This is a genomic window from Microvirga sp. 2MCAF38 (genome assembly GCF_052115485.1).
Classification (GTDB): domain Bacteria; phylum Pseudomonadota; class Alphaproteobacteria; order Rhizobiales; family Beijerinckiaceae; genus Microvirga.
Genome location: NZ_JBFRGU010000006.1, coordinates 366,312 through 379,340 on the forward strand (window position 1 = coordinate 366,312; position 13,029 = coordinate 379,340).

Genomic DNA, 13,029 nt, shown 5'->3' on the forward strand with positions numbered 1-13,029 from the left:
CCTGGACAGGCATCATGTCTCCACCAGACCGGTGGTCTGCCCGGAATCAGCCGAATCCGGCGGTCCATGCGGAAGAGACAGATATTCCCCGGAACGCATCTCGATCAGGCGCGACACCGTGCGGTCGAACTCGAAGGCCTCGCGTCCTTCATCCGCTCCATAAAGCTCCGTCACCTCCGCCTCCGCAGACGCCAGAAGCTTCACATGGGCATCGTAGAGCGTGTCGATCAAGATGATGAACCGCTTCGCTTCGTTGCGTCGCTCGAAGGTGAGCCGGGGAATGTCCTCCAAAATGACCGTGTGAAACTCTTTGGCGATCAGGAGATAGTCCGATGCGCCGAGGGGTTTTGAACAAAGATCGGGGAACCGGAAGCGCGCCACGCCACCAGCCGCCTCCGGCACCTCCACCAAATGCCCCTTCACGGTCAACGTCATCGTAGTACCGCGCGCGCGGCCCGTGAGTCGCAGGAACGCCTGATCGAGGGCCTGATGGGAGATCGCATTCGCGGGCGTGTAGAAAACCGGCGCGCCGGCGAGCTTTTCGAGTCGGAAATCCGTGCGGGAATCGAGGCGCATCACCTCCATCCGCTGCTGCAGGAGCGCGATGAAGGGCAGGAAGAGGGTGCGGTTGAGACCCCCTTCATAAAGCCGATCCGGCTCCACGTTGGATGTGGCGACCACCACAACGCCATGCTCGAACAGAGCGGTGAACAACCGCCCCAGAATCATGGCGTCGGCGATATCGGTCACCGTGAACTCGTCGAAACAGAGCACCCAGGCTTCCTGCGCCAGCGCGTCGGCCACCGGCTTGATCGGATCGTCGCCCTTGACCTTCCCTTCCTTGAGAAGCTGTCGCCACGCATGAATGCGCTCATGCACATCGGCCATGAAGGCATGGAAATGCACCCGGCGCTTGCGCACGACCGGCAGCGCCTCGAAGAACAGGTCCATCAGCATGGTCTTGCCGCGCCCGACGGAACCCCAGATATAAAGGCCCTTGGGCGGCGGCAGCGGATTGCGCTTGCCGAAGAGGCGGCCCAGCGCACTGGGACGGCGCTCGATGCGGTGTTCGCTCAACGTCGCCACAAGAGAATCGAGCTTTTCGATCAGCACCAGTTGCGCCGGATCGCGCTCGATGGCGCCGCTAGCGACAAGCGCCTCGTAGCGGGCCGAAACAGTCTCAGTAATGGGGGGAGCAGCATCGTTCACGGCTGCGACCGATACTCCCCTCGGGCTTTCAGGGCAAACATCTTGAGAGGCCGATCATGTTTCATCGAAACGCGATCGCATGAACCGGGCGGAAAACCGGATTCCATTTTTCGGATCGCGTCAGCGCGACAACGACAGCGGAGCCCCCGATTTCGTCAGCGCACCACTGAGCGCGCTCGACGAACCGCGCAGACGCGCCGTAACCGAGCCGCCGGTCTGGTAGAGATAGATCTCCCCATCGCGATAATCCCAGGCATTGACCTTCGAGAGATCCTGGTTGGAGCAGCCCGAAGTCGAAGCGCGATAAAGATCGAGCGAGGGCGAGCTCGAGAGCTGCACCTTGCAGGATCCCGATGTCTCGCGCGCGGTCCAAGCGCCCACCATGGAGGTCCGGCTTGCCGGGGCAGCCGGGGCCGATGTTTGCGGCGGCAGCGACGCGATTTCACTACCGGGTGCGCCAGCAGCGCCGGGAATAGCGGGAGCACCGCCCACCGTCGGAAGCGGCTGGCTCTCGACAGGCGGCAGCGGTGTCGTCTCGACAGGGCCTGACGGAACGGCTTCGACGGGAGCTTGCATGAGCGAGGGCGCAGCGGCAGCGCCGCGGATCGGCGTGCCACCAAAACGCGACGACGAGCAGGCGCCGAGCGCCAAGGCAGCGCACAAGGTCGCGCTCGTCATCAAAATCGACCGTGTCATTATCATCCCCGTCATGCTTGACCGTAAAGGTGAACTGCCGAGCTCCCCTTTGCGTTCCCGTTATTTGAATGGATACCTGAACGGGAAATGACCCACACCGGCTCGCGGCGCATGGCAACGAAAAAAGGCGCCCGTAGGCGCCTTTTTGAAAGAGTGTGGCGTTCAGGTCTCAGACCAAGCGCTCCACCATCATCTTCTTGATTTCGGCAATCGCCTTCGCCGGGTTCAGGCCCTTCGGGCAGGTATTGGCGCAGTTCATGATGGTGTGGCAGCGATAGAGCTTGAACGGATCGTGCAAGGCATCGAGACGCTCGCCTGTCGATTCGTCACGGCTGTCGATGAGCCAGCGATAGGCCTGGAGCAACGCTGCAGGGCCGAGGAACTTGTCGCCGTTCCACCAATAGCTCGGGCACGAGGTCGAGCAGCAGGCGCACAGGATGCACTCGTAGAGGCCATCGAGCTTAGAGCGGTCTTCCGGCGTCTGACGCCATTCCTTCTCCGGCTCCGGCGATTCCGTGTGCAACCACGGCTCGACGGCAGCGTGCTGTGCATAGAACGTCGTCAGATCCGGCACCAGATCCTTCACCACCGGCAGATGCGGCAGCGGATAGATCTTCACGGTGTCCGACTTGCACTCGTCGATGCCGAGCGTACAGGCCAGCGTGTTCTGCCCCATGATGTTCATGGCGCAGGAGCCGCAGATGCCTTCGCGGCAGGAGCGGCGGAAGGTCAGGGTCGAGTCGACCTTGTTCTTGATCCAGATGAGCGCATCCAAAACCATCGGCCCGCAATCGTCCCGGTCGACATAATAAGTGTCGATGTGCGGGTTCGCGCCGTCATCGGGGTTCCAGCGATAGATGCGGAACGCCGTGACGTTCGCCCCCGAAGGCTTCGGCCAGGCCTTGCCTTCGGTGTAGCGGGAATTCTTGGGGAGGTTGAATTCGGCCATCTTGGTCTTGCCTATTCTGTGTTCGTCATGCCCGGGCTCGACCCGGGCATCCACGCCTTTGCTTCGCTGCGGCGTGGAAAACGTGGATGGCCGGATCAAGTCCGGCCATGACGGTCAGCATCAGTACACACGAGCCTTGGGCTCGATGTACTGGATCTCGTTCGACATCGTGTAGGTGTGCACCGGCCGGTAATCGAGGCTCACCTTGTGAGAGGTGTCGTCGACCCACGCGAGGGTGTGCTTCATCCAGGTCTTGTCGTCGCGATCCGGGAAATCCTCGCGGGCGTGCGCGCCGCGCGATTCCTGACGGTTGAGCGCACCTTCCATGGTCACGACGGCCTGACCGATCAGGTTGTCGAATTCCAGCGTCTCGATCAGATCGGAGTTCCAGATCAGCGAACGATCCGTGACCTTGATGTCGGCGGCGGCGTTCCAAACTTTGTGGATGAGTTCCTTGCCCTCGGCGAGCACCTCGCCCGTGCGGAACACCGCGCAGTTGTTCTGCATGGTCATCTGCATCTGCAGGCGCAGATCCGCCGTCGATGTGGACCCGTTGGCATAGCGGAACTTGTCGAGACGCGAGAGCGAGAGTTCGTCGGCGTTCTTCGGCAGATCGGAATGCTTCTCGTTCGGCGTCATGATTTCGGCGCAGCGCAGGCCCGCCGCACGGCCGAACACCACGAGATCGATGAGCGAGTTGGAGCCGAGACGGTTCGCACCGTGCACCGACACGCAGGCCGCTTCGCCGAGCGCCATGAGGCCCGGCACCACCGTATCCGGATTGCCGTTCTTCAAGGTCAGCACTTCGCCGTGATAGTTCGTGGGAATGCCGCCCATGTTGTAGTGGACGGTCGGCAGAACCGGGATCGGCTCCTTGGTCACATCCACACCGGCGAAGATCTTCGCGCTTTCTGAGATGCCGGGCAGGCGCTCGTGCAAAATCTTCGGATCGAGATGATCGAGGTGGAGATAGATGTGATCCTTGTTCTTGCCGACGCCGCGACCGGCGCGAATCTCCATGGTCATCGCGCGCGAGACGACGTCACGGGAGGCAAGATCCTTCGCGGATGGTGCATAACGCTCCATGAAGCGCTCGCCTTCCGAATTGGTGAGGTACCCGCCCTCGCCGCGCGCGCCTTCGGTGATCAGGCAGCCTGCACCATAAATGCCGGTAGGGTGGAATTGCACGAATTCCATATCCTGCAGCGGCAGGCCGGCGCGCAGCACCATGGCGTTGCCGTCGCCGGTGCAGGTATGAGCGGACGTCGCCGAGAAATACGCGCGGCCGTAACCGCCCGTCGCGAGGATCGTCATGTGAGCGCGGAAGCGGTGAAGCTCACCCGTCGCCATGTCGAGGGCGACAATGCCGAGGCAGCGCCCGTCTTCGCTCATCATCAGATCGAGCGCGAAATACTCGATGAAGAAATTCGTCTGGTTGCGAACAGCCTGACCGTAAAGCGTGTGCAGGATCGCGTGACCCGTGCGGTCGGCGGCGGCGCAGGTGCGCTGCGCGGTGCCCTTGCCGTAATCCGTGGTCATGCCGCCGAAGGGGCGTTGATAGATCTTGCCCTCTTCCGTGCGCGAGAACGGCACGCCCCAGTGCTCCAGCTCATAGACGGCGTCGGGAGCGTTGCGGCAGAGGTATTCGATAGCGTCCTGATCGCCGAGCCAGTCCGACCCTTTCACGGTGTCGTACATGTGCCAGCGCCAATCGTCCGGCCCCATATTGCCGAGCGAGGCAGAGATGCCGCCTTGCGCCGCGACCGTGTGCGAGCGTGTCGGGAAAACCTTGGTCACGCACGCGGTGCGAAGACCGGCCTGACTGCAGCCGACCGTGGCGCGCAAACCCGCGCCGCCTGCGCCGACGACCACCACGTCGAAGGTGTGGTCGATGACCTTGTAGGCCTTGCCGTTGGTTCCTTGGGCCATGATGAAAGTTCCTTAAAGAAAGATCCGCCCGAGGCTGACTTTGAGAATGGCATAGAGGCAGGCCGCGCCGATCACCGCCGCGTAGAAGTTGTTCGCGATCACGGCGACAAGTCGCCAACCGTTGTCATGGACGTAATCCTCAATGACGACCTGCATGCCGAGGCGCATGTGATTGACGACCGAAGCAACGGCGAGAAGGAGGATGATCGCGATGAGCGGATGCGAGATGATGACCAGCGCCTGCGCATAATTGCTGCCGGCGAGCGCGGCGACGATGATGACGAAGCCGATGATGAGCGGCACGTTAGCCACCGCCGTCAAGCGTTGAACCCACCAATGCTCCACCCCATGATGGGAGGCACCGAGGCCCTGCACGCGGGAGCGCGGTGTGCGCATGGAAACGTTTTTGTCTGCCATGGGCTGTCTCCTTAGAAGAAGGTGAAGGCGACGACCCAGATCGCAAGCGTCAGCGCGATCGAGGCGATGAGGGTGAGGCGGGCCATGCCGATGCGCTGTTCGCGCTCCATGCCGTAGCCAAGATCCCAGACGAAATGGCGGATGCCGCCGAGCATGTGGTGCATGAGCACCCAGGTGTAACCAAGCAGGATCAACAGCCCGAGGGGAGAACCGAAGAACCATTGCACGGTGTCGAACGCACGCGGGCCGGTCGCCAGCGCCACGAGCCAGATCGCGAACAGCGCGATACCGAAATAGAGGGCCATTCCGGTGGCCCGGTGAAAGACCGACATGGCCATGGTCCATGACCAGCGATAGATTTGCAGATGCGGGGAAAGAGGCCGCGGGGTCGATTTCGCCTCAGTCATGGCGTTCGCTCCAGGTCGGCGACGGGAAGCGTCGCCCAGAATCCGGAACCGATCACAGGATCGGCCCCTTCAAGAAATGAATGATCGCACGTCCCGAGGGCGCTCAGACGCCGCTTCGCTCCGGACATACTTTAGAACGGTTCCTATAAGAAGCGCGCCGACATCGCAACGCGTCTTCCGCAAGACCCGGTTACAAAGCTAAGACTTCGTAACTGGCGAAGTTTGAGCTACTCTTTCCCAAGTAGCAATTTGTAATAATTCTTAATAGCCTTCGCGAATGACGAAGGAAGGCCCCATGCTCTTCGATCTGACAGACCTGAGCCTGTTCCGCCACATCGTGGAGGCGGGCAGCATCACCCACGGGGCCGAACGGGCCCATCTGGCGCTCGCCGCCGCAAGCACCCGGGTCCGCAACATGGAGAAATCGCTGGGCGCTCCGCTGCTGACGCGCACCCGCCAGGGCGTCTCGCCGACCCATGCCGGGCGTACCCTGCTCCAGCACGCCCGCGTCATGCTGGCTCAGGCCGAGCGCTTGCGTGAGGACTTGAGTTCCTTTTCCGGCGGGCTGGCGGGCCAGATCCGCATTCTGTCCAACACCAACGCACTCACCGAGTTCCTGCCCGAGGCGCTCGGCACGTTTCTGGCGCAGCACCCGCAGGTGAGCATCGATCTGGAGGAGCGCCTCAGCGACGAGATCGTCGGCCTGATCGCCGAAGGCGTCGGCGATATCGGCATCGTGGCCGGGACCGTCGATACAGGCAGCCTCGAGACCTATCCCTTCCGCAGCGACCGCTTCGTCCTTGTGGTGCCGAACGGCCATGCCCTGGCGCAAAGCGGAAGCGTCCCCTTCGCCGAGATGCTCGGCCACGATTTTGTCGGGCTCGACCGGGCAAGCGCCCTTCAGCGTTTTCTCACCGACAAGGCTGCCCGTATCGGCAAGCCCCTGCGCCTTCGCGTACAACTCCGCAGCTTCGATGCCGTCTGCCGCATGGTGGAAGCGGGCGTCGGCCTCGGCATCGTTCCGCAAACGACCGCGCAACGGGTCGGGCGCACCATGGCCATCACGGCGATAGACCTGCAGGATGCGTGGGCTGCGCGGGATCTGACGCTTTGCGTACGCTCGCGAGCGGAATTGGCGACCTCCGCGCGACAATTGGTGGAGCATTTGCGAGGCGGCCCTAGAATGTCCTCATGACAAACCTCGAAGACTGGATCATCGCACAGGGATTGAAGGGAGCGAGCGTGGCTTCGCTTCTGGAAGGCTTTGCGGACGGCTTGGTGGCGGAGGGGATTCCAGTGGTGCGGGCTTATCTCGCGCTTCCCACAGTGAACCCGACGATCCGCGTTCTCAACCATACCTGGACACGCCCGACTGGGACGGCGGTGGAAGCCCACTCCCATGAGCGCAATGTCAAAGCCTTCGCGGTGAGCCCCTTCAATCATATGTTGAACAGCGGAATCGCGGCACGCCATTGGCGCCTCGATGAACCGGAGACGGAGTGGTTCGAAGTCTTCGATGATGTTCTGCGCGCAGGCGGCAAGGATTATCTCGCGCGACTCATTGCATTCGACAATGCCAGCGCGCCGGATCTACGCGGCATCGCCTTCTCCTTCTCGACGGATCGGCCCGACGGCTTCACGCAAGACGAGATCGCCCGGATCGACGCGGTTCTTCCGCTCATGGGGCTCGCGACCTACCGCATCACGCTGTTCGATGTCACGGTTGCCATGCTCGACACTTATGTCGGCCTCTCTGCCGGCAGGCGCGTGCTCGGCGGCGAGATCCAGCGCGGCGCGGGACGCACGATCACCGCCGCCCTCCTCTTTGCGGACCTCCGCGGCTTCACGGCGCTCGCCGACATCTCCGATGCTCGGATCGTCACCCGCCTCGACCAGCACTTGGAGGCCATGGCCGAACCCGTGGCGGAAGAAGGCGGCGAGGTTTTGAAATTCTTAGGCGACGGCCTGCTCGCCGCTTTTCCCGTCACCGACGGAAACCCAAAAGACGACGCTTGCGCCGGGGCCTTCCGCGCTGCGCAAAAAGCCCTCGCCCGCAATGAGGCCGTCAACCGCGCCAACCCCGACGCAACGCCACTGAACCTCGACATTGCCCTGCATTACGGCGACGTGTTCTACGGCAATGTCGGCAGCCCCAAACGCCTCGATTTCACAGTAGTCGGCCCCGCCGTGAACGAGGTGAGCCGCATGGAAACTTTATGTGAAACGTTGGGATGCTCGCTCGTGATGTCGGAGCCAGTCGCGGAGGCATGCCCGATTGAAGTGCGACCGCTCGGGCGGCATGCGTTGCGAGGCGTGAAGGAGGAGCGGACGTTGTTTGGGGTGTGAGGAGGAGTTTCTGATCTCGGCAAAACAACAGAGATGCATTCAAATTGAAACGACATAATATGTACGCCATATTCAATTCATTGATCGAACGAAGAGCTAGTTGCAGATGCTGAAGTCGCACATGGATGCTTGTGAGAACACACTCGTCGCTACCTCAAAGATTCCTGCGAACAGCGGGCATAGCTTGCACAAGGGGACACCTCGCGAAGCATTCATTCGCGAATTTCTCCAGTCTCACTTACCGGAGAAAGTGGCGATAGGAACGGGCGAAATTATCGATGCTAACTCACAACCGGGAGAGCCGCGCAATCAATTTGACATTGTTATCTATAAAAAGAATTATCCACGGCTTGACTTTGGGGGCGGGGTTTCTGGCTTCTTGATCGAGTCGGTGATCGCGACTGTCGAGGTGAAATCAACACTCACCCGCGCTGACTTGGAACAGGCAATTAAGGCTGCTCTAAACGCCAAGACCTTAACGCCAAGCATCACATCAAAGCTTTCCGCTGGGTATATCCCACCAAAGGTTCTTAATTTCGTCGTAGCTTATGATGGGCCCGCGCAGGTCCAGACTATCCACAACTGGATTCAACAAATTCATGTTGGCGTTGGCATTACAATTCCAAATTTACCGCAAGCTGAATCTGCTCGCCTTCAAACAGGCGCTCCATCAATTGACGGTGTTTTTGTCTTAAACAAAGGATTCGTCTATTTTGATAATGCTAAAGCTGGCTTTGGCACTCCCCAAATGCGAGCAGAATTTCCAAATTTGAAGTGGATCATGTCTGATACGAGCACAGGAAATTTATTATTTCTATTCTTGCTTCTGCAAGAAGCCACAGCGAACATTGAAGGCCAATGGCTTAATGCATCACCCTATCTCGCGTCTTTCAATCTTTCCGTTCAAATAGGCTTCTAATCTTGTCACCAGTTGCAGCACGCCAGGCGCGCAGCGGGATTAAAGGCCGATGTAGCGACGCCTGCACGACAAGTGGGGGATCACTTGCGACGCGACCGGTTATCGGTCTTTCCCAAAGAGATCATTGTTCTTGCTGCGCTGTCGCGATGACTGTTACCTCTGTCGTTGAACCAGGCAGGTGAGCGGATGCCGCTGTCACCGCAAGGGAGGATGCGATGCAGACCACTGGCCAATCCAGCCGCGTCTCGAATAGGCTCGTCCTGATCGGGCGGATCATCAGCGCGCTCGTCGTGCTGTTTTTGCTTTTTGACGGCGTCATCAAGATCATGGAGTTGGCGGTCGTGAAGGACACGCTCGGACAGCTCGGCTATCCGGCAGAGCTCGCGCGGGGCTTGGGAATTCTCACCCTGGCAGCCACGCTCCTCTACGCCTTCCCCCAAACCTCCATCCTCGGCGCGATCCTGCTGACGGGCTTGTTCGGCGGCGCGATTGCCACGCATCTGCGCGTCGGGAGCCCTATCTTCAGCCACTTGCTGTTCGGGGTTTATCTCGGCCTCATGGTCTGGGGCGGCCTTTATCTGCGCGACAGCAGAATCAGGGCGCTCTTTTCGCCCGTACGCGCCACCTGATGGGAGAGCTTCCTAAATCATCACGTCCAAAGGCGGCACCGCCATGCCGCGTCTCCGGCACGCCGCTTCAAGCGTATTGCGCAGCAAGCACGCAATCGTCATCGGCCCGACGCCGCCGGGGACAGGCGTGATCGCGGAGGCGACGGCCGCCGCTTCCGCGTAAGCCACATCGCCCACCAGCCGCGTCTTGCCCTCGCCTGCCGTCGGATTTGGCACACGGTTGATGCCCACGTCGATGACGATGGCGCCGGGTTTCACCCAATTCCCGCGCACCATTTCCGGACGGCCGACGGCGGCGACCAGGATGTCGGCACGGCGGCAAACCTCTGCGAGGTCTTTCGTGCGGGAATGCGCGACCGTCACGGTGCAGCTTTGCGCGAGCAGCAATTGCGCCATCGGCTTGCCGACGATGTTGGAGCGGCCGACCACCACTGCATCCAGCCCCGCGAGATCCTTCCGCACCGATTGCAGTAGCAGCAGACAGCCGAGCGGCGTGCATGAGACGAGACCGGGCACGCCGGTCATCAGGCGTCCGGCATTGATGGGATGGAAACCGTCCACGTCCTTTGCCGGATCGACGGCCTCGATCACCTTCTGCGTGTCGATGTGTTTCGGGAGAGGCAGTTGCACGAGAATGCCGTCCACCGCTGGATCGGCATTGAGCTTGGCGACGAGGCTCAAGAGATCCGCTTCGCTCGTGGTGACGGGCAGTTTATGCTCAAAGGAGCGCATACCGACTTCGAGCGTCTGGCGTGCCTTGTTCTTCACGTAGACCTGGCTCGCCGGATCCTCGCCCACCAGCACCACCGCGAGGCCGGGCATCACGCCCTGTGCGCTGAGATCGTTCACCGCCGCGGCGATCCGCTGGCGAAGACCGGCTGCGTAGGCTTTTCCGTCGATGATGGTGGCGCTCATGAGATCTGTCCCGTCAAAGCGGCAAGCCCGGCCGCGAGGGCCGTGGGCTCACCTGAAACCGCGAATGTCTTGATTCGAGCCGTCGCTCCCGTCTCCAGGCGAACAGCGGAGGCCGGAATTTTAAACGCCTTGGCGAGGAGTTTTCGGACGGCCTCGTTGGCCGCCCCATCCTCCGGCGCGACCCGCACCCGGACCTTCAGAATGGCGGAGCCGTCGGACAGGGCCTCGACCCCCTCGATGGCGTCGCGCCCGCCGCGCGGGGTGACCCGCACACGCAAGGAGAGGCCCTGGGCCCGAACGAGCCAGGGCAGATCCGCCATCGGCTTAAAAAGCCACCGGCATGAGGTAATCCTGGATCAGCCTCTCGATGAAGAAGATGATGAAGATCAGGATTATCGGCGAGATATCGACCCCGCCGAGATTGGGCAGAATATTGCGGATGGGCCGCAGCGCCGGCTCGGTCACCGCGTTCAGGAAAGTCCAGATCGAGCGAACGAGGTCGTTACGGACATTGACCACATTGAAGGCCACAAGCCAGCTCAAGATCGCCGAAGCGACGATGAGATAGGTGTAGAGCTGCAAGGCCAGCAGAATGATATCGAGCAGGGCGCGCATGGGAAACTCATCAGGAAACGGCGCCCGTCATGTAGCGTCTGCGGCCGCTCCGAACAACCCGTGAAAACCCGCTCCGCCCTTCCCCTACGCGAAAAGCCGAGACCCCGTGACCATCCCGATTGACAGAGGAAAGCCCGCAGGCCTAAAAGTTCGCCGCTTGGTTCAGAGAACCGACCGGGGCTGTAGCTCAGATGGGAGAGCGCTGCAATCGCACTGCAGAGGTCAGGGGTTCGAATCCCCTCAGCTCCACCAATTAAATCAACGCGGGTAGGGCGGGGCTAACGATCCTGCAAGGGCCAAGCCCCGAACCCGGTAGCCAATGCTGATCAGCTCCGCGTCCTTACAGTTTCCTATAGAACTGCAACATGCGCTCGTACGTGTCCGTGACCTGCCGGGCTGGTGCTGGAGCCTTAGCTCAGCCCAAGTCGAGGACCTTTCTTTGTACCTAGGCACACTTGAAGTAGCATGCCACAGCGGCAACTACAGCAAATAGGTTGCAGATCAATGACTTAAATCTTCCGAAACTGCTCGAATCTCGTCATCTCGATAGTTCCGCCAAACAAAGATTCCTGCGCGAATGCTGCCAAGACCAAGCAAGTGTCATCTTAGGAGCGTTCGATGTTTACCCTAGAGAGTGAAGAGCAGCGCCAGACTGGCGGGACGATCGGTGGTGTTTACCTGGGCACAACCGTCAGCAACGGCCCCATCACCAACTACGACCAATGGCACAAACAGGACCCTAGCCAGGGAATCGTTGGTGGGCCAGGGGCTCCAAAGATCACGATCAAAGAAGACGATGTGTGGACGATAGAGGTGATATCTGAGGCCACCACGCGAACGACGATCCGTTCCAAAGATGGAACTGTCACCACGATAACAACTTGTAAGGATTCTTATACGGAAACAACTGTCCGGCAGCCGGATGGAACCGTGCTTCAAATAAATGTGAGCGCAAGGGGAGATATTGTTTATGATCTCACCAATCCAGATGGAACTAAACTACACGCTACTTATGATTATAGTAGTCGTATAGATGATTATTGGGTTTTATTTCACAATAATATCAATGAATGGGAGCGTAGATATGGCAAAGACGCGAATCCCTTCGGAGGAGAAACAAGTTTTCTAGAGGAAGTGGCGGAAACCCTGCGCCATCTGAATCCTTTGGGGGCGGATGACTCGGGTTATCATGATAATGAGAAACGACGCGCAAATTACGAGGCCCGTAAAGAGATTTGGAACAAATTCCGGGACTTGAATCCCACTTCCTCGAGATCGCAGCCTCTGACGATCTCGGCAGGGACGGATAAGGCTGACGTTCTCAAGGGGCATGACATTTTGGATGGGGGATCGGGCGCTGATACATTGATCGGTGGTTCAGGATCCGACATGCTGATCGGCGGCACCGGTGACGACATCCTGGAAGGCGGTCTAGGCGCCGATGCATTGAACGGCGGTGCGGGTTTTGACTTTGCCGATTATACCAATGCTGCCACCGGTGTGACGGCAAACCTTGCGGATGGTTTCGTTAATACCGGCGAAGCGATAGGCGATGTTTATATTTCCATCGAGGGTCTGATCGGCTCAAAGCATGACGACGTCCTGACCGGCAATGCGGAGAGTAACCAGCTGCGTGGTTCCCAGGGCAATGACCATCTGGATGGCGATGCCGGCAACGACGCCCTGCTCGGCGGCTCCGGCAACGACACGCTCTTGGGCGGCACCGGAAACGACTACCTGTATGGCGGTGCCGATAACGACCTGCTGCGCGGCGGCGACGGCGCCGATGTGCTCTACGGCGGCACGGGAGAAGACACGCTCTGGGGCGATACCGGCGACGACATTCTCTATGGCGAAGACGGCAACGACTTCCTCGCGGGCATGGACGGGCAGGACACCCTGTATGGCGGCGCCGGTGACGACAACATCTGGGCCGGCAATGGCAACGACGTCCTCTACGGCGAGGACGGCAACGACTTCCTCGTCGGCCAGGACGGC

Annotated in this window: 14 protein-coding genes and 1 tRNA gene; 6 read left to right on the forward strand and 9 right to left on the reverse strand. The window is 60.3% G+C overall.

Annotated features, from left to right (window positions below; all coding sequences use genetic code 11):
* Window positions 1-12: 12 nt before the first annotated feature.
* The 6 genes from zapE to sdhC form a co-directional block, all read right to left on the reverse strand.
* Complete coding sequence (gene zapE, locus AB4072_RS15045; protein ID WP_441969165.1) at window positions 13-1,209, reverse strand: cell division protein ZapE; 1,197 nt, start codon at window positions 1,207-1,209, stop codon at window positions 13-15.
* Between the two features lie 120 nt (window positions 1,210-1,329).
* Entirely contained in the window at window positions 1,330-1,905 is a 576-nt protein-coding gene (locus AB4072_RS15050; protein WP_441969166.1) for an AprI/Inh family metalloprotease inhibitor, read from the reverse strand.
* Window positions 1,906-2,074: 169 nt separating this feature from the next.
* The gene (locus tag AB4072_RS15055) at window positions 2,075-2,854 is read right to left on the reverse strand and encodes a succinate dehydrogenase iron-sulfur subunit (protein ID WP_441969220.1); all 780 of its coding nucleotides are present in this window, start codon (window positions 2,852-2,854) and stop codon (window positions 2,075-2,077) included.
* A 120-nt stretch (window positions 2,855-2,974) separates the two neighbouring features.
* Window positions 2,975-4,786 (reverse strand): succinate dehydrogenase flavoprotein subunit, encoded by a 1,812-nt coding sequence (sdhA, locus tag AB4072_RS15060; RefSeq protein WP_441969222.1) that lies wholly within the window; start codon window positions 4,784-4,786, stop codon window positions 2,975-2,977.
* Window positions 4,787-4,795: 9 nt separating this feature from the next.
* Window positions 4,796-5,200: a succinate dehydrogenase, hydrophobic membrane anchor protein gene (gene sdhD / locus AB4072_RS15065; RefSeq protein WP_441969168.1), complete on the reverse strand. Its 405-nt coding sequence runs from the start codon at window positions 5,198-5,200 to the stop codon at window positions 4,796-4,798.
* An 11-nt stretch (window positions 5,201-5,211) separates the two neighbouring features.
* Window positions 5,212-5,607: a succinate dehydrogenase, cytochrome b556 subunit gene (gene sdhC, locus AB4072_RS15070; protein WP_441969170.1), complete on the reverse strand. Its 396-nt coding sequence runs from the start codon at window positions 5,605-5,607 to the stop codon at window positions 5,212-5,214.
* A 295-nt stretch (window positions 5,608-5,902) separates the two neighbouring features.
* Between sdhC and AB4072_RS15075 the strand changes: the two genes are divergently transcribed.
* From AB4072_RS15075 to AB4072_RS15090, 4 genes are all read left to right on the forward strand, one after another.
* Window positions 5,903-6,802: a LysR family transcriptional regulator gene (locus tag AB4072_RS15075; protein ID WP_441969172.1), complete on the forward strand. Its 900-nt coding sequence runs from the start codon at window positions 5,903-5,905 to the stop codon at window positions 6,800-6,802.
* The gene (locus AB4072_RS15080; protein ID WP_441969173.1) at window positions 6,799-7,953 is read left to right on the forward strand and encodes an adenylate/guanylate cyclase domain-containing protein; all 1,155 of its coding nucleotides are present in this window, start codon (window positions 6,799-6,801) and stop codon (window positions 7,951-7,953) included. Before AB4072_RS15075 ends, AB4072_RS15080 begins: the two co-directional genes overlap by 4 nt.
* Before the next feature lie 106 nt (window positions 7,954-8,059).
* On the forward strand, window positions 8,060-8,872 hold the full coding sequence (locus tag AB4072_RS15085) for a DUF6602 domain-containing protein (protein WP_441969175.1): 813 nt from the start codon (window positions 8,060-8,062) through the stop codon (window positions 8,870-8,872).
* Between the two features lie 215 nt (window positions 8,873-9,087).
* A complete protein-coding gene (locus tag AB4072_RS15090) occupies window positions 9,088-9,501 on the forward strand; it encodes a DoxX family protein (protein ID WP_441969177.1) in 414 nt (137 codons plus the stop codon).
* Window positions 9,502-9,513: 12 nt separating this feature from the next.
* Here the strand turns inward: AB4072_RS15090 and folD are convergent, their stop codons facing one another.
* From folD to AB4072_RS15105, 3 genes are read right to left on the reverse strand one after another with little or no spacing between them, the layout of a single operon-like run.
* Window positions 9,514-10,416, reverse strand: coding sequence for a bifunctional methylenetetrahydrofolate dehydrogenase/methenyltetrahydrofolate cyclohydrolase FolD (folD, locus tag AB4072_RS15095; RefSeq protein ID WP_441969178.1), 903 nt, complete (start codon window positions 10,414-10,416; stop codon window positions 9,514-9,516).
* Window positions 10,413-10,736 (reverse strand): DUF167 family protein, encoded by a 324-nt coding sequence (locus tag AB4072_RS15100; RefSeq protein WP_441969180.1) that lies wholly within the window; start codon window positions 10,734-10,736, stop codon window positions 10,413-10,415. The genes folD and AB4072_RS15100 overlap by 4 nt, the downstream gene beginning before the upstream one ends.
* Before the next feature lie 4 nt (window positions 10,737-10,740).
* A complete protein-coding gene (locus AB4072_RS15105) occupies window positions 10,741-11,031 on the reverse strand; it encodes a YggT family protein (RefSeq protein ID WP_441969182.1) in 291 nt (96 codons plus the stop codon).
* A gap of 176 nt (window positions 11,032-11,207) precedes the next feature.
* On the opposite strand from AB4072_RS15105, the gene AB4072_RS15110 reads away from it, so the two are divergent.
* Window positions 11,208-11,283 (forward strand) — tRNA-Ala (locus tag AB4072_RS15110).
* A 366-nt stretch (window positions 11,284-11,649) separates the two neighbouring features.
* The coding region (locus AB4072_RS15115; RefSeq protein ID WP_441969183.1) for a calcium-binding protein at window positions 11,650-13,029 on the forward strand (1,380 nt) is incomplete at its 3' end.